Here is a 15519-nt window from a genome sequence, read left to right on the forward strand (position 1 = left end):
TGCGTCTCGATGCCGGGACGACGAACGCCGAGAGGACCCGGGCGCGCTGAGCCGATCAGGGGACGGGACGTTCAGCGACGACGCTGCTCCACCGATTCCGCACTGTGGCCCGCAACCGCTCGACCCGGGGACGATCGACCGGCAACGGCGACGACGCCGCCAAGCTCGCCCTCCTCACCCTCCTGGTGCTCGCCGGCACGGGGCGCGCGTTGTGCGCCTGGCTGGCGGTCTGGTGGCCCGTGCTCGCCCTGGCCGGGGCCGTCGTCGTCGTGCTGCTCACCTGGCGGGTGCTGGTGCTGCGGCGACGGGCTCGCTGGCGAGCCGCCCGGCAGGCGCGGCTGGACCAGCAGGTCGCCGCCACCGACGGGATGAGCGGAGCGGACTTCGAGCAGCTCGTCGCCCGGCTCCTGCGCCGTGACGGCTGGCGCCAGGTCACCGTCTCCGGTGGTTCCGGTGACCTGGGCGCCGACGTCACCGCCCGCCACCCCGGCGACGGGTCGCTGCTGGTGGTGCAGTGCAAGCGCTACACCGACCGGGCCGTCGGCTCTCCCGACCTGCAGCGGTTCCTGGGCACCGTCTTCCACCACCACCGCGCCGACCACGCCCTCTACGTCACCACCAGCACCTACTCCCGTCCGGCCCGCGCCCTGGCCGCCGGTAGCGGCGTGCAGCTGCTGGACCGCGAGGCCCTGGCGACGTGGATGACGGGGCGGTCCCTGGCGCTGGACGCTGCCGTGCAGACCGTCGCGCGCTGATCACGCCGGCCCGTCACCGGTCGGCGGGACGGTGGTCTTCCGTCGACCCGCGGGCCACACTGGGACGGTGGCGATGCGGCGCGAGGACCTGGTGCGCCTGCGGCAGGTCCGCGACCGGATCGACCGCGACTTCGCGCAACCCCTCGACGTCGCGGTGCTGGCCCGGCAGGCGCTGATGTCGTCCGGGCACTTCTCCCGCTGCTTCCGCGCCGCCTTCGGCGAGACGCCCTACGACTACGTCATGACCCGCCGCATCGAGCGGGCCAAGGCGCTGTTGCGGCGCGGCGACGTGTCGGTCACCGACGCCTGCTTCGCGGTCGGCTGCTCCTCGCTCGGCTCGTTCAGCTCCCGGTTCACGCGCCTGGTGGGGGAGACGCCCAGCGCGTACCGGGCCCGCGACCACTCCGCCGCGGCGTCGATCCCCAGCTGCGTGCTGCACCGGGCGGCCAGACCGGTCACGATCCGAGAAGCCGGCCGGGTCTGAGCGCGCCTAGCGTCGTGGACATGGTGATCCTCTCCAGCGTCCTCCTGACCGTCCACGACCACGACAAGGCCCTGACCTTCTACCGCGACCTGCTCGGGTTCGCGGTGACCCAGGACGTCTCCTACGAGGGGATGCGCTGGGTCACCGTCACCCCCGCCGACCAGCCGGACGTGCACGTCGTCCTGGAGACCCCGCAGTCCTGGCCGGACGCGTCGCCCGCCGACCGCGAGGCCATCGCGGAGCTCCTCGTCAAGGGCCTCGTCTCGCGCCTCATCTTCACCACCGACGACGTCGACGCCCTGCACGACAGGCTCTCCGCCGCCGGCGCGGAGATCCTGCAGGAGCCCGTCGACCAGCAGTACGGGGTCCGCGACTTCGGCGTCCGCGACCCCTCCGGCAACCAGCTCCGCTTCAACCAGCCGCTGGCGGACGCGCCCAGCTGGTCCTGACGCCGCCGTCTCCACAGGGGCCCGGGGGCGCTCGGTCGTCCACAGCGCGGGCTCGCGGACCCGAGCCGGTGCCTCGCCCGTCGCAGGCTCTGCGCATGACGATCCACCCGAGCCCACGCACGCTGATCGGACTCCCCTCCGGCCTCCCCTCCGCCCTCCCGCACGAGACGCTCGCGGACTGCTGGGTCCGGCTCGCCGACGGCAGGCCGAGCTGGACGCTGGACCTCCTCGACGTGCTCGAGCCCCACGTCCTCGGCCGGCCCGCCGACGGCCGCGACATCGTCCGCTACCGCGACCTGCCGTGGACGGCCGCCGCTCAGCTCCTGCAGCGGCTGCCGGCCGGGCAGCTGGCCGACAAGCAGAACGACGCCCCGTCGCTGGGGTCGGTGCTGGTGGCCGCGGTCGGGCACCCGCGCGAGGTCGAGGTGCACGGCTACCTCGTCCCGCCCTCGCGGGAGGACGAGCGCATCACCGCCGAGGGGATCGTGGTCTACGACCACCCCGAGCTCGACGAGTTCCGGCTGGTCGACGACGACTCGTGCTGCACGGAGAACGGCTGCGAGTGCCAGGCCTTCTGGGCCTCCGTGCAGGCCTCCTTCGGCCTCGACGACGCCACGCGCAGCCCGCACGTCGTCCGGCGCCGCACGTGCCGGCGGACCGGCCGCGACGGCTGGTACCTGTGGTGGACCTGACCGTCCCCTCCGCGCGGGCGACGCGTCACCCACGTGGGTGCTGCGTGAGGGGACGTGAGGTCGGTCACCCTCGACCTCCGACACGCCGTCGTAGCCGCCCCTGGGGCGACCGCATCCCGCGAACCTTGCGACACTGGGGCCCGTGACCGCGCCGACGCCTGCCCCGACGAGCCCTGCCGCGCCCGTTTCCGCCGCCCTCTTCGAGCGGGCCTCCGCCGTCATCCCCGGCGGGGTGAACTCGCCCGTGCGGGCCTTCCGTGCCGTCGGCGGCACCCCGCGGTTCATCGCCTCGGCCCGGGGTCCCTACCTCACCGACGCCGACGGTCGCGAGTACGTGGACCTGCTCTGCTCGTGGGGGCCGATGATCCTCGGCCACGCGCACCCGGACGTGCTCGCGGCGGTCGACGCGGCGGCGCGCCAGGGGTTCTCCTTCGGGACCCCGACCGAGCGCGAGGTGATGCTCGCCGAGGCGATCGTCGCCCGCGTCGAGCCCGTCGAGCAGGTGCGCCTGGTCAGCTCCGGCACCGAGGCCACGATGAGCGCGATCCGCCTCGCCCGCGGGTTCACCGGACGCCCGGTGATCGTGAAGTTCGCCGGGCACTACCACGGTCACGTCGACGCCCTGCTGGCCTCGGCCGGGTCGGGGCTGGCGACCTTCGCGCTGCCCGACACCCCGGGGGTGACGGGGACCGCCGCCGGGGACACGATCGTGGTGCCCTACAACGACCCCGAGGCGCTCGCGGAGGTGTTCCGGCAGCACGGGGACCGCATCGCGTGCGTCATCACCGAGGCCGCCGCCGGGAACATGGGCGTCGTCCGCCCGCAGCCCGGCTTCACGGCCGAGCTGCGCCGGATCACCCGTGAGCACGGCGCGCTGCTCGTCTCCGACGAGGTCATGACGGGCTTCCGCGTCAGCGCGGCGGGCTGGTACGGCTTCGAGGGCCTCGGCCTCGAGCACGCCCCGGACCTGCTGACCTTCGGCAAGGTCATGGGCGGTGGCTTCCCCGCCGCCGCGTTCGGTGGCCGCGCCGACGTCATGGCGCACCTCGCGCCCGCCGGTCCCGTCTACCAGGCGGGCACGTTGTCCGGGAACCCCGTCGCGACCGCCGCCGGTCTCGCCACGCTGAGCGCGTGCACCCCCGCGGTCTACGCCGCGGTCGAGGCGAACGCGACGACGGTCCGCGAGGCCGCGAGCGCCGCCCTGTCCGCCGCGGGCGTCCCGCACCTGGTGAACACGGCGGGGTCGATGTTCAGCGTCTTCTTCACCGAGCGGGAGTCGGTCACGAACTACGACGAGGCCCGTCAGCAGGACCTGGGGGCCTTCCGCGGCTTCTTCCACTCGATGCTCGACCAGGGCGTCCACCTGCCGCCGAGCGCCTTCGAGGCGTGGTTCCTCTCGGCGAGCCACGACGAGACCGCCCTCGGGCGGATCGTCGAGGCGTTGCCGGCGGCGGCGCGCGCCGCGGCGGAGGGGGCGGGTTCGCTGTGACCGGCACGCAGGGCAGGACGACCGTCCACCTCGTCCGCCACGGCGAGGTCTACAACCCCGACCGCGTCCTCTACGGCCGGTTGCCGCACTTCCGCCTCTCCGACCGCGGTCAGGCGATGGCGACGCGGCTGGGGGAGTTCTTCGCCGACCACGACGTCGCCTCGGTGACGGCCTCGCCGTTGCAGCGGGCCCAGGAGACCGCGACGCCGACGGCGCAGCGCCACGGCCTCGCGCTCGGTACCGACGCCCGGCTCATCGAGGCCGGGAACTCCTTCGAGGGCCACCGCGTCACCGACGGGCGCGGGTCGATCCGCGACCCGCGGGTGTGGCCGCGGCTGTGGAACCCGTTCCAGCCCAGCTGGGGTGAACCGTACGAGCAGCAGGTCGCGCGGATGAGCGCCGTCGTGCGCGATGTCCGGGACGCCTTCCCGGGCCGGGAGTCCGTGCTGGTCAGCCACCAGCTGCCGGTGTGGGTGACGCGGCTGCGGGCCGAGCAGCGTCCGCTGTTCCACGACCCGCGCAAGCGGCAGTGCAACCTGGCCTCGGTGACGTCGCTGGAGTTCTCCGGTCGCACGCTCGTCTCGGTCGCCTACACCGAACCCGCCGCCGACCTGCTGCTCGGCGCCGACCCGATCCCGGGGGCGTGATGACTCTCTCGCGCAGGGCGTTCGGGATGGCGGCGTTGTCGACGCTGGGCCTGGCCGCGTGCTCGGGCGGTGACGGCCTGCCGAAGTCCGAGGGGTCGAACTTCATCGAGGGCGACGGCTCCTACGTGCACTGGAAGGCCGACGAGCGCAAGGAGCCCGTCGAGTTCAGCGGGACGACGGTCGACGGCGACACCGTCGACCTCGCGGACTACCGCGGCAAGGTCGTCGTCCTGAACACCTGGTTCGCCGGGTGCGCGCCCTGCCGCTCCGAGGCACCCGACCTCGAGGCGGTCTGGCAGCAGTACTCGGGCCGCGACGTGCAGTTCCTCGGCATCAACACCTACGACACCGCCGACGTCGCCGCCTCGTTCCAGCGGTCGCACTCGATCACGTTCCCCTCGATCCTGGACGCGAAGTCCGGCGCGGCGATGCTCGCGCTGCGGACGTACTCGCCGCAGGCGACGCCCACGACGCTCGTGCTCGACCCCGAGGGTCGCGTCGCGTCCCGGGTCTCGGGGATCGTGTCGACGTCGACGCTGACCGGGATGCTCGACGACGCCGGCGCGACCCCCGCCTCCACGGACGGGACGACGCCCACGGCGACGGGGGCCCCTGCGTGACCCTTCCCGAGTACGTGCAGACCGGGCCGCTGCTGCTGGCGGTCCCGTTGGCGGCGCTGGCGGGACTGGTGTCGTTCCTGTCCCCGTGCGTCCTGCCGCTCGTACCGGGGTTCCTCGCCTACGTGACCGGGCTGTCCGGGGGAGACCTCGAGAAGCAGCGCCGCGGGCGGATGTTCCTCGGGGCCCTGCTGTTCGTGCTCGGGTTCTCCGTCGTATTCGTCCTCATCAGCTTCACGGCGGGTGCCGTGGGAGACCTCCTGGTCGAGTACCAGCGGGGCCTGCAGCGCGTGCTCGGTGCGGTGGTCCTGCTCGGCGGTCTGCTGCTGCTGTTCACGCCGTTGTGGGCCCAGCGCGAGGTCAAGGTCCGCTGGCGGCCACGGGCGGGACTCCTCGGCGCCCCCGTGCTGGGTTTCCTGTTCGGGATCGGCTGGACGCCCTGCATCGGCCCGATCTTCGCGGCGATCTCCGCGATGGCGTTCACCACGGGGAACGGCACCCGCGCCACGGGCCTCGGACTCGTCTACTGCCTGGGCCTCGGCATCCCCTTCATCCTCGTGGCCCTGGCCTACGGGCGCGGGATGCGCGTCCTCGGTGTCCTGCGCCGCCACCGCGTCGCCCTCGACCGCTTCGGGGCGTTGCTGCTCATCGCCATCGGGGTGCTGCTGGTCACCCAGCAGTTCCAGCCGCTGGTCAGCTGGGTGCAGTTCCACCTCGTCTCCAACTTCCAGCCGGTGATCTGATGCCCCGTACCGACGAGACCCACCTCGACGACCTCCGCGACGCGTACCGCGACAACGACACCGCCGAGGGCGTCACCCCACCCCGGCGCCGCAAGCGCAAGGAACCGCAGCTCGCCTCGGAGCTGAAGCCGCTGGAGTTCCTGCGCTACTGCTGGCGGCAGCTGACGAGCATGCGCACGGCGCTGTTCCTGCTCATGCTGCTGGCCGTCGCGGCCGTCCCCGGCTCGACGTTCCCGCAGCAGAACAACAACCCCACCGCCGTGGCGCAGTGGGAGGTCGACCACCCCACGGCCTACCCGTGGGTGGAGCGGCTGCAGGGCTTCCACGTCTACTCCTCGGTCTGGTTCTCCGCGGTCTACCTGCTGCTGTTCATCTCCCTCGTCGGATGCGTGCTGCCGCGGGCGGGTGTGCACCTCAAGGCGCTGCGGTCCCGGCCGCCGCGGACCCCGTCGCGGCTGGAACGCCTGCCCGAGCACCGCGGTTCGACGGTGGGCTCCACCCCCGAGGAGGTCCTCGACGCTGCCCGGACGGTGCTGGCGAAGCGGCACTTCCGCGTCGACCGCCGCGAGGGGTCGGTCGCGGCCGAGAAGGGCCACCACCGCGAGAGCGGGAACCTGCTCTTCCACCTGTCCCTGGTCGGCCTGCTGCTCTCGGTCGCGTCGAGCTCGTTGTTCTCCTACTCCGGCCAGCGCCTGGTCACCGTCGGCGGCACGATGGTCGGCACCACGTTCGACAGCTTCAGCGGCGGGGTCGGGACGAGCGAGGACGACGTCCCGCCGTTCACGCTGTCGCTGGACTCCATGGACGTGTCCTTCGAGGCGCAGCAGACGTCGCAGATCGGTGAACCCCGGACGTTCGCGGCGAACGTCACGCTGACCGACGAACCGGGGGCGACGCCGAAGCAGGAGACGATCAAGGTCAACCACCCGGCGAAGGTCGGGCAGACCCAGATCTCGCTGTCCGGCAACGGCTACGCCCCGGTCATCGTCGTCCGCGACGGGAAGGGCGACGTCGTCGCCGACGGCCCGACGCCGTTCCTGCCGCAGACCGCGAACTACGACTCGACCGGCGTCGTGAAGGTGCCGGACGCCGTCGACGCGAACGGGGCCCCGGTGCAGCTGGCGGTCCAGGGCGTGTTCCTGCCGACGGCCACCACCGACGCGGCCGGCACGCCGGTCTCGAAGTTCCCGGACACCGTCAACCCGGTCCTCATCGCGAAGGTCTGGACCGGCGACCTGGGGATCGACAGCGGGGTCGCGCAGAACGTCTACACCCTCGACACCAGCGCGATGACCCAGGTCGTCGGCGACGACGGCCAGGCCGTGGCGCTGCAGATGAGACCAGGCACGACGGTCCAGCTGCCGAACGGGCTCGGCTCCGTCGAGTTCCAGGGCATCGAGCGCTTCGCCTCCCTCGACGTCCGCTCCACCCCGGGTCAGAGCGCGGCGCTCGTCTTCGCGCTGCTCGCCACGCTCGGGCTGATCCTGTCGCTGTTCCTGCCCCGGCGTCGGGTGTGGGTCAAAGCGGTCCGCAGCGGTGAGTCAGGGGCGGCGGGCACCGTCGTCACCGTCGGTGGTCTGGCCCGCGGCAACGACGCGGGTCTGGCCGAGGAGGTCGACGGCGTCCTGGCGCGCCTGCGCGAGGTCCTCGGTGAGCCCGAGCCTCCCGGCGAATCGCCAGCAGACCCCCCGGTGGGGGACCATGAGCCTTCAGTGCACGCTCCCGAGGAGACCCCGTGACCGTCGACGAGAACGTCGCCCAGATCAGCAACGTGCTGCTCTACGGCGCGATGAGCGCCTACCTCTTCTCCTTCATCGCCTACGCCGCCGACCTCGCCGAGGGCGGCCAGGTCATCAAGGCGCGCGAGGCCCGGCGCACCGCCGCCACCGCCACGGCCGCCACGGCCGGCGGGGGTGGCACGACCACCCTGGAGAAGCCCGTTACGGCCCGGCGTCGTCGCGCGGCCGCGGTGGGGACCTCGCTGTTCACCGTCGCGACCCTGCTGCACCTGGGTGCGGTCGTCTCCCGCGGGGTCTCGGTGCACCGGGTGCCCTGGGGCAACATGTTCGAGTTCGCCCTCACCGGCACCCTCATCGTGGCCCTCGGCTACCTCGTCGCCGTCGGGCGCGCGCACCGCGCGGGCCTGGGCGGGGGCCGCGACGCCCGCTACCTGGGCACCTTCGTCACCGGACCGATCCTCGCGACCCTCGGGATCGCGTTGCGCTCGTTCTACGTCCAGGCCGCCCAGCTCGTCCCCGCGCTCGACAGCTACTGGCTGATCATCCACGTCTTCGTCGCGATCCTGGCGACCGCGCTCTCCACCCTCGGCTTCTCCGCGACGGTGCTGCAGCTGGTCCAGGAGAAGCGCGACCGCGTGAAGGCCGCGGGCGGGCGTCCCGGTGGGGCCTTCATGGACGCCCTCCCCGGATCGGTGGAGCTGGAGCGCACCGCGTTCCGCCTCAACGCCGTCGCGTTCGTGATGTGGACGTTCACCCTCATCGCCGGTGCCGTGTGGGCCCAGGTCGCCTGGAACCGCTACTGGAACTGGGACTCCAAGGAGGTGTGGACGTTCGTCATCTGGGTCGTCTACGCCACCTACCTGCACGCCCGCGCGACCCGGGGCTGGAACGGCCGCCGTGCCGCCTGGCTCTCGGTCCTCGGCTTCGCCTGCATGCTCTTCAACTACCTCGTGGTGAACATCTTCTTCCCCGGCCTGCACTCCTACGCGGGGGTCTGAGCCGTGGGTGGGGTGACGCTGCGCTACACCGCCCTGCGGCTCGGCATCTTCGCCGTCTGCCTCATCGTGGCGCGCGCCGTGGGGGCCGTGGGGTGGCTGGCGCTGCTCATCGCGGCCGTCGTCTCGGTCCTGCTGTCGCTGCTCCTGCTGCGCCGCCAGCGCGAGCAGATGGCCGAGGCGCTGCAGCGACGCATCGACGGCCGGATCGACTCCCGGCAGAACGGCACCGGGACGACGTCGCGCTTCCGCCGCGGCCTCGACGAGGACAACGCCGCCGAGGACTGAACCGCGGGGCTGCCTGCCCGCCTCTCCGAGCGCCCCGCCGGGACTCCCGGCGGGGCGCTCGTGCGTCTAGTCGAAGACGATCACCTGCCGCACGGCCCGCCCCTCGGCGAGCTCGTCGAGGGCCTCGTTGACGTCGTCGAGGGCGATCCGTCGCGTCACCAGCTCCTCGACCGGCAGCGCCCCGTCCAGGTAGAGCTGCGCGTAGCGGGGGACGTCGCGCGCGGGGACGGCCGAGCCGAGGTAGCTGCCGACGATGCTGCGGGCCTGCGCGACCAGCCCCAGCGGGGAGATCGAGGAGCGGGCGGTGGGGCTGGGCAGGCCCACCGTCACCGTCCGCCCGCCCGGGGCGGTCAGCTCCACGGCGGTCTCGAAGGCCGTCGGGTGCCCCGCGGCCTCCACCACGACGTCGGCGCTGACCCCGGCCGCCAGCGCGTCGGCCGGTGACCACGCCGCCACGGCCCCCAGCGCCAGCGCCCGCTCCAGCTTCGCCGGCACCGCGTCGACGCCGATCACGGGGCCGTGGCCCAGCCCGACCGCGGTGAGCAGGGCGGCCATCCCGACCCCGCCGAGACCGACCACGGCGAGGGTCTGCCCCGGCCCCCACGCCCCGGCGTTGACGACGGCGCCCCCGCCGGTGAGGACGGCGCAGCCGAGCACGGCGGCGACCTCGGGCGGTACCTCGTCGGGCACCGCGACCACCGAGCGGCGGTCCACGACGGCGTGGGTGGCGAAGGCCGAGACGCCCAGGTGGTGGGCGACGGGTTCCCCGTCGCGGTGCAGGCGGGTGCCGCCGCCCAGCAGTTCCCCGGCGTTGTTGGCCGCCGTCCCCGGCGCGCAGGGCATCCGCCCGTCGGTGGCGCAGCCGGCGCACTCCTCGCAGCGGGGCAGGAAGACCATGACGACGCGCTGGCCGACGCGCAGGTCCGCCACCCCCGGGCCGAGGGCCTGCACCCGCCCGGCCGCCTCGTGCCCCAGCAGCATCGGCACCGGGCGGACCCGGTTGCCGTCGACGACGCTGAGGTCGGAGTGGCAGAGCCCCGCCGCCTCCATCCGCACCAGGACTTCGCCGGGCCCGGGGTCGGACAGCTCCAGCTCGCTGATGGTCAGCGGCCGGCTCGTGGCGTAGGGGCGCTCGCGCCCGATCTCCTCCAGCACCGCCCCGCGGATCCTCACGGCGCTCAGCGCAGCGGGATGCTCGCCAGCAGGTCGGGCCGCTCCGCGTCGAGCGCGGTCAGGTCGATGACGGTCGGCAGGGCCGGCAGGTGGCCCGCCTCCTCGGCGGCCTCCTCGGCCTGCAGCAGCACCTCGAGGACGCGGCGGACCAGGAAGGGCTCGTCCGCGCTGGTCGCCTGCAGCTTCTCGAGCAGGGCGGTGTCGGAGGTCACCAGGTGCTCGGTGCGGGTCCCGGCCGCCGTGGTGAGGACCGCGGCGTAGCGGTGCTCACCGTCGGCGCTGACGTCGATCACGCCGTGGTTGTCACTCATGGGCGCACTGTCGCGCGAACGGGCTCAGAGCGCCAGTCCGAGGGCCAGCAGGGCCCCCGTCAGCAGTTCGAGCAGGCCGGTGCCCTTGAGGACGGGGATGAGGTCGCGGCCGGTCGCTCCGCCCAGGACGGTCCGCAGCGGACGCTGGGCGAGGACCCCGGCGAGCAGGACGAGGAGGACCCACGGGTGCCAGGGCACGGTCAGCAGGGCCGCCACGAACGCCCCGACGACGAGCGCCGCGTACAGGCGGCGGGAGTTCGCCTCGCCGATCCGGACGGCCAGGGTGTGCTTGCCGGCGACGGTGTCGGTCGGGACGTCGCGCAGGTTGTTGGCGACGAGGATCGCGCAGGCCAGGAAGCCGACGCAGAACGCGCCCGCGACGGAGGTCCCGTCGACGCGGCCGGCCTGGACGTAGGTCGTGCCCATCACGGCGACGAGGCCGAAGAAGACGAAGACGAAGACCTCGCCGAGGCCCGCGTAGCCGTAGGGGCGCTTGCCTCCGGTGTAGTACCAGGCGGCGGCGACGCTGGCCGCCCCCACGAGGAGCAGCCACCAGTGCCCGGAGACGGCGACGACGACGAGACCGGCGAGCGCGGCGAGCGCGAAGCAGAGGAAGGCCGCGTCCCGCACGTGGCGGGGTTCGGCGGACCCGGACCCGACGAGGCGGAAGGGGCCGACCCGGTCGGTGTCGGTGCCGCGGATCCCGTCGGAGTAGTCGTTGGCGTAGTTGACGCCGACCTGCAGGGCGAGGGAGACGAGCAGGGCCAGGACGGCGGTGAGCCAGTCCACCCCGTCCAGGGCGGCGGCGGACCCGGTGCCGACGAGCACGGGGGTGATGGCGGCGGGCAGCGTGCGCGGACGAGCCGCGGCGGCCCACTGCGCGGGGGTGGCGCGTCGGTGCGTCACGGGGGAGGAGGGGAGGGGCAGTTCAGCGGGGTCCGACACGAGGGTCAATCGTGCCAAGCGCGGCGGTGGAGGGGCGCGCCGGGTCACCCGCGTGCGGTCACAGCCTGCGCAGGAAGTCCTCGTCGTCGTCCGGGCCGCGCGGGGCCGGCCGGGGCCGGGACCCGGCGGGGCCGATCGGCCGGCCGGCGAGGAGGTAGGCCAGTCCGCCCGCGAGGGGGAAGAAGAGCACCAGCAGCAGCCAGCCCCACTTCGGCAGGTTGCGGACCGCCCCGTCCGGGGCCTGCACGATGCTCACGACGCAGTAGACGGTCAACGCCAGGACGAGGAGGGCCGGCAGGACGGAGCGCATGCCACAGGATCGCACCGATGACCAGCCACGCTCGTCGGTGCGCTCTCGTCAGGGGGCGCCGCCGGCGAGTTCGCGCAGCCGGGTGCGGTCGGGTTTGCCGGGCCCGCGCAGCGGGAGCTCCTCGAGCAGCAGCAGTTGCCGGGGGGCGGCGTGGCGGGCCACGACCGCACTGACCCGGGCCCGGACCTGCTCCAGCGACGGTGCCGTCCCGCTCGCCACGATCACCGCGACGATCCGCTGACCCCACTCGGGGTCGGGGACGCCCACGACGACGACCTCGCCCACCCCCGCCAGCCCGGTGAGCGCCTCCTCGACCAGGCCCGGGGCCACCTTCAGCCCGCCGGTGGTGATGAGGTCGTCGACCCGGCCGAGCACGCGGACCCGGCCGCCCTCGAGGACGGCGGTGTCGTCGGTGCGGAAGGCGCCCCCGGCGAAGGCGGCGTGCCCGGGCATCCCGCGGTACCCGCGGGCCAGCACCGGCCCGGTGAGGGTGAGCCGGCCGTCCTCGAGCGCGGGGACGACCCCGGGCAGCGGGACGCCGTCGTAGACGCACCCGCCGCTGGTCTCCGAGGAGCCGTACGTCGTCACGACCCGGATCCCCGCGGCCCGGGCCCGCTCGAGCAGCGCGGTCGGGGTGGCGGCCGAGCCGACGAGGACGGCGCGGTAGCGGGCGAGGGCGGCGCGGGCCTCCTCACCGGCGTCGAGCAGGCGCACGAGCTGGGTGGGGACGAGGGAGGTGAGGAGGTGTGTCCCGGTGGTCGCGGTGGTCGCGGCGACGAAGGCCTCGGCCGTGAAGGGGCCCGGGGCGAGCACGACGGGCTCGGTGCCGGCCCGGACGGAGCGGAGCAGGACCTGCAGACCGGCGACGTGGTGGGCGGGCAGGGCCAGGACCCACTGCTGACGACCGTCGCCGGGGGCGAGGCGCTGCGCGGTGGCGGCGGCGGAGGCACGCAGCGCACCGGCCGGCAGCAGCGCGCCCTTGGGGGTCCCGGTGGAGCCGGACGTCGCGACGACGACGGCCGTGGGGTCGTCCGGGTCGTCCTCGCCGGGGGCCAGGGGGGTCCCGGTGCGCAGCGAGGGGTGCGGACCGGTGCCGACGGCGTGCGGGTGCAGGGCGTCGGGGAGCTCGCCGGCGAGAGCGGTGGCCAGCAGGGGCAGCAGCTCGAGGACGGCGTCCCCGGTGGGGACGGGCAGGGGACGCAGCGCACGCACGAGCGCAGGGTAGAGCCCGGGTCGGTGCTCACGAGAAACTACTCGGCGTACCGTAATCCTCGCTGTGTGTAAGTCTGTGCAGGTCGGGGGCGGTGTGGAGCTGCTCCGTTCAGGTGGAACGATCTACTGATTCTCCTTCGAGCGTGACCAAGCGGTCTCGGAGTGTCAGGATGTGGCCCGTCCTGGCGAGCTGGAGGAGGTGACGGATGAGCAGTGGCGTGCGTGACCGTCGCCCGGTGGCCAGCGTGGTCTACGACGGCGTCGTCACCCTGGCGGCGCTCGTCACGACCGTGGTCGCGGCCGTCCACTTCGGGCAGGCGGGCGGTGGGCCCGACTGGAAGGACCTCGTCCTCTGCGTGGTCATCGGGCTGCCCCTGATGCAGTTGCTGACCCGCTTCCCGTTCCAGATCAACACCCGTCACGCCGGCATCGAGGTCCAGTTCGACGTCGGTGTGCTGATCTTCCTGCTCTGCTTCGCCGACCCCGCGACCGTGGCCCTCACCTGGTGCCTGTGCGTCATCCCCACGAACCTGCTGCAGAAGAAGAGCTGGGTCAGCCGCGTCTACAACGCGAGCATCGGCGTCCTCTTCCTGCCGACGGCCCTGCTCGTCCTGCACCTGCTCCACGCCGGTGGAGCGGCCAACCGGCTCAGCAGCGATGCGGGTGAGCCCCGGGCCATTCGGCTCGACATGACCGGCGCGGAACTCCTCGCCGTCGCGGCCGCCGTCGTCGCCGTCTTCACCCTCGACGTCGCCGTCTCCGCCGTGTCGGTCGCCATCCAGGAACGGACCTCGATCAAGGCCGAGCTGCTGCACACCGGGGCCTGGCTGGCCGTCGGCACCAGCGTCGCCGTCGGTGGGCTCGGCTACCTCGGCGGACTCGTCGAGTCCCGGCTCGAGCCGTGGGCGGCGGTGCTGCTGGTCATCCCGATGATCGTGACGATGGTGGCGACCCGCGCCATGCGCATGACCCGTGACGTCGCCCGGCGCAGCGAGGCGCTCTTCGAGGCCGCCACCGCCCTGCACACCCAGGGTCGGCGCGCCGACCTCGCCCGCGCGTTGCAGAAGCACGCCCGGATGGTCGCCGGCACCCCCGCCGCGATGGTGCGCTCGGTCGGACCCGGCGAGGACGAGATCGGTGTCCCCGTCGTCGCCGGCGACGGCGTCGTGCTCTACATCACCGTCCCCCGTCGCCGGGACTCCACCCAGCGCGCCTCCGACGAGAAGGCGCTGGAGGCCCTGGCCTCCGTCGGCGAGGCCGCGTTCTTCCGCGTCAGCGCCAGCGAGGAGATGCACGGGCTCGCCCGCCGCGACGTCGTCACCGGCCTGCCGAACCGGCTGCAGTTCTCCGAACGCCTCGCCCAGGAGCTCGAGCGCGCGCGGGCGGCCGAACGTCTCGACCGGCTCGTCGTCCTCTACCTCGACCTCGACGGCTTCAAGGGGGTCAACGACCGCTTCGGCCACGACGCCGGCGACGAACTCCTCCGCCTGGTCGGGTCCCGCCTGCGCGACACCCTGCGCGGGGGCAGCACCGTCGCCCGTCTCGGCGGCGACGAGTTCGCCGTCCTGCTGCCGGACTGCCTCGACGTCGAGGGACTGTGCCGCCGGGTCCTCGTGGCCCTGCGCGTCGAGGTCCGGATGCGCGGGCACGTCCTGCGCGTCCAGGGCAGCATCGGCCTCTCCCGCGCCCGTCCCGGCGACGACGTCGGCACCCTGCTGCGCAACGCCGACACCGCCATGTACCGGGCGAAGGCCACCGGCAAGAACCGCTGGGTGGAGTTCCGCCCGGAGCTGCTGGAGGAGGAGATCGCCCGCCTGCAGGTCATCGAGGACCTCCAGCAGGCGCCGGCCGAGGCCTTCGTCGTGCACTACCAGCCGATCGTGGACCTGCACAGCGTCGACCCCGCGAGCCGGATCGTCGGGCTCGAGGCGCTCGTCCGCTGGCGGCGCGACCGGGGTGGAGCGGTCGAGCCCCTCGTCGGCCCCGACGAGTTCATCGGCCTGGCCGAACGTTCCGGCACCGTCGTGGCCATCGGCGACTCGGTGCTGCGCCAGGTCGCCCGGGACTCCGCGGCGATCCAGCAGCACGCCGGGCGTCGTCTCGACCTGATGGTCAACGTCTCGCCCGTGCAGCTGCGTCACCCCGACTTCACCGAGCGGGTGGCCGCCGCGGTGCGCCAGACGGCGTCCAGCGGCTGCCGGCTGCACCTGGAGATGACCGAGAGCGTCATGATCGACGACGACACCGTCGGCCGGTTGCGCGACCTCGCCGAGACCGGCGCCCAGCTCACCATCGACGACTTCGGGACGGGTTTCTCCTCGCTCGGCTACCTGCGGCACCGGCCGTTCTCCTCGTTCAAGATCGACCGCAGCTTCGTCCGGGACATCGCGACCGAGCCCACCGCCCGCGCGCTGGTCGAGGGCATGGTCAAGATGGGTCAGGCGCTGGGTCTGACGATCGTGGCCGAGGGCGTCGAGCACGCGGAGCAGGCCGAGATCCTGCGTGAGATGGGCTGCCAGCTCGCCCAGGGTCACCTGTACTGCCGGCCACTGGCGCTGGAGGACATCCAGGACGTGCTGGCCGGTCCGGTGGCCCGCCCGCTCAGCGCGTGACGCCCACGGGTGTGGGTTCCGCCGTCCAGGGGTAGTTCCTCCAGGACAGCATCCGGCC

At 73.5% G+C, this 15519-nt stretch carries 17 protein-coding genes; 12 read left to right on the plus strand and 5 right to left on the minus strand.

Annotated features, from left to right (window positions below; all coding sequences use genetic code 11):
- Nucleotides 1-104: 104 nt before the first annotated feature.
- The 11 genes from OG218_RS17770 (at nucleotide 105) to OG218_RS17820 (ending at nucleotide 8898) form a co-directional block, all read left to right on the plus strand.
- The gene (locus OG218_RS17770; protein ID WP_328294563.1) at nucleotides 105-755 is read left to right on the plus strand and encodes a restriction endonuclease; all 651 of its coding nucleotides are present in this window, start codon (nucleotides 105-107) and stop codon (nucleotides 753-755) included.
- 73 nt (nucleotides 756-828) lie between these two features.
- Nucleotides 829-1239 (plus strand): helix-turn-helix transcriptional regulator, encoded by a 411-nt coding sequence (locus OG218_RS17775; protein WP_328296258.1) that lies wholly within the window; start codon nucleotides 829-831, stop codon nucleotides 1237-1239.
- 20 nt (nucleotides 1240-1259) lie between these two features.
- Entirely contained in the window at nucleotides 1260-1688 is a 429-nt protein-coding gene (locus tag OG218_RS17780) for a VOC family protein (RefSeq protein ID WP_328294564.1), read from the plus strand.
- Between the two features lie 95 nt (nucleotides 1689-1783).
- A complete protein-coding gene (locus OG218_RS17785; protein ID WP_328294565.1) occupies nucleotides 1784-2380 on the plus strand; it encodes a hypothetical protein in 597 nt (198 codons plus the stop codon).
- A 142-nt stretch (nucleotides 2381-2522) separates the two neighbouring features.
- Complete coding sequence (hemL, locus tag OG218_RS17790; protein WP_328294566.1) at nucleotides 2523-3869, plus strand: glutamate-1-semialdehyde 2,1-aminomutase; 1347 nt, start codon at nucleotides 2523-2525, stop codon at nucleotides 3867-3869.
- Nucleotides 3866-4516, plus strand: coding sequence for a histidine phosphatase family protein (locus tag OG218_RS17795; protein ID WP_328294567.1), 651 nt, complete (start codon nucleotides 3866-3868; stop codon nucleotides 4514-4516). The genes hemL and OG218_RS17795 overlap by 4 nt, the downstream gene beginning before the upstream one ends.
- Complete coding sequence (locus OG218_RS17800) at nucleotides 4516-5136, plus strand: TlpA family protein disulfide reductase (RefSeq protein ID WP_328296259.1); 621 nt, start codon at nucleotides 4516-4518, stop codon at nucleotides 5134-5136. Before OG218_RS17795 ends, OG218_RS17800 begins: the two co-directional genes overlap by 1 nt.
- A complete protein-coding gene (locus OG218_RS17805; RefSeq protein ID WP_328294568.1) occupies nucleotides 5133-5876 on the plus strand; it encodes a cytochrome c biogenesis CcdA family protein in 744 nt (247 codons plus the stop codon). The genes OG218_RS17800 and OG218_RS17805 overlap by 4 nt, the downstream gene beginning before the upstream one ends.
- Nucleotides 5876-7615 carry a cytochrome c biogenesis protein ResB gene (resB, locus tag OG218_RS17810; protein ID WP_328294569.1) on the plus strand — a complete coding sequence of 580 codons (1740 nt, stop codon included), beginning with the start codon at nucleotides 5876-5878 and terminating at the stop codon, nucleotides 7613-7615. Before OG218_RS17805 ends, resB begins: the two co-directional genes overlap by 1 nt.
- A complete protein-coding gene (gene ccsB / locus OG218_RS17815; RefSeq protein WP_328294570.1) occupies nucleotides 7612-8613 on the plus strand; it encodes a c-type cytochrome biogenesis protein CcsB in 1002 nt (333 codons plus the stop codon). Before resB ends, ccsB begins: the two co-directional genes overlap by 4 nt.
- A 3-nt stretch (nucleotides 8614-8616) precedes the next feature.
- A complete protein-coding gene (locus OG218_RS17820) occupies nucleotides 8617-8898 on the plus strand; it encodes a DUF4229 domain-containing protein (protein WP_328294571.1) in 282 nt (93 codons plus the stop codon).
- A 66-nt stretch (nucleotides 8899-8964) separates the two neighbouring features.
- Here OG218_RS17820 and OG218_RS17825 read toward each other — a convergent pair whose 3' ends face one another.
- The 5 genes from OG218_RS17825 to menE are packed head-to-tail and all read right to left on the minus strand — an operon-like array spanning nucleotide 8965 to nucleotide 12849.
- Nucleotides 8965-10071 (minus strand): alcohol dehydrogenase catalytic domain-containing protein, encoded by a 1107-nt coding sequence (locus OG218_RS17825; RefSeq protein ID WP_328294572.1) that lies wholly within the window; start codon nucleotides 10069-10071, stop codon nucleotides 8965-8967.
- Nucleotides 10072-10076: 5 nt separating this feature from the next.
- Nucleotides 10077-10382: a hypothetical protein gene (locus OG218_RS17830; protein WP_328294573.1), complete on the minus strand. Its 306-nt coding sequence runs from the start codon at nucleotides 10380-10382 to the stop codon at nucleotides 10077-10079.
- A 24-nt stretch (nucleotides 10383-10406) separates the two neighbouring features.
- Nucleotides 10407-11327: a 1,4-dihydroxy-2-naphthoate polyprenyltransferase gene (locus OG218_RS17835; protein ID WP_328294574.1), complete on the minus strand. Its 921-nt coding sequence runs from the start codon at nucleotides 11325-11327 to the stop codon at nucleotides 10407-10409.
- A gap of 58 nt (nucleotides 11328-11385) precedes the next feature.
- Nucleotides 11386-11637 (minus strand): PLD nuclease N-terminal domain-containing protein, encoded by a 252-nt coding sequence (locus OG218_RS17840; protein ID WP_328294575.1) that lies wholly within the window; start codon nucleotides 11635-11637, stop codon nucleotides 11386-11388.
- A 48-nt stretch (nucleotides 11638-11685) separates the two neighbouring features.
- Complete coding sequence (gene menE / locus OG218_RS17845) at nucleotides 11686-12849, minus strand: o-succinylbenzoate--CoA ligase (RefSeq protein WP_328294576.1); 1164 nt, start codon at nucleotides 12847-12849, stop codon at nucleotides 11686-11688.
- 206 nt (nucleotides 12850-13055) lie between these two features.
- On the opposite strand from menE, the gene OG218_RS17850 reads away from it, so the two are divergent.
- Entirely contained in the window at nucleotides 13056-15461 is a 2406-nt protein-coding gene (locus OG218_RS17850) for a putative bifunctional diguanylate cyclase/phosphodiesterase (RefSeq protein WP_328294577.1), read from the plus strand.
- The last annotated feature ends 58 nt before the right edge of the window (nucleotides 15462-15519 follow it).

Source organism: Kineococcus sp. NBC_00420, from assembly GCF_036021035.1.
Classification (GTDB): domain Bacteria; phylum Actinomycetota; class Actinomycetes; order Actinomycetales; family Kineococcaceae; genus Kineococcus.

Excerpts from the sequence above, each read along its gene's own strand:
- OG218_RS17800 (WP_328296259.1), top strand. The coding sequence starts at position 4,516 with ATGACTCTCTCGCGCAGGGCGTTCGGGATGGCGGCGTTGTCGACGCTG.
- OG218_RS17850 (WP_328294577.1), top strand. The coding sequence starts at position 13,056 with ATGAGCAGTGGCGTGCGTGACCGTCGCCCGGTGGCCAGCGTGGTCTAC.
- OG218_RS17840 (WP_328294575.1), bottom strand. The coding sequence starts at position 11,637 with ATGCGCTCCGTCCTGCCGGCCCTCCTCGTCCTGGCGTTGACCGTCTAC.
- OG218_RS17830 (WP_328294573.1), bottom strand. The coding sequence starts at position 10,382 with ATGAGTGACAACCACGGCGTGATCGACGTCAGCGCCGACGGTGAGCAC.
- OG218_RS17785 (WP_328294565.1), top strand. The coding sequence starts at position 1,784 with ATGACGATCCACCCGAGCCCACGCACGCTGATCGGACTCCCCTCCGGC.
- resB (WP_328294569.1), top strand. The coding sequence starts at position 5,876 with ATGCCCCGTACCGACGAGACCCACCTCGACGACCTCCGCGACGCGTAC.
- OG218_RS17775 (WP_328296258.1), top strand. The coding sequence starts at position 829 with ATGCGGCGCGAGGACCTGGTGCGCCTGCGGCAGGTCCGCGACCGGATC.
- OG218_RS17780 (WP_328294564.1), top strand. The coding sequence starts at position 1,260 with ATGGTGATCCTCTCCAGCGTCCTCCTGACCGTCCACGACCACGACAAG.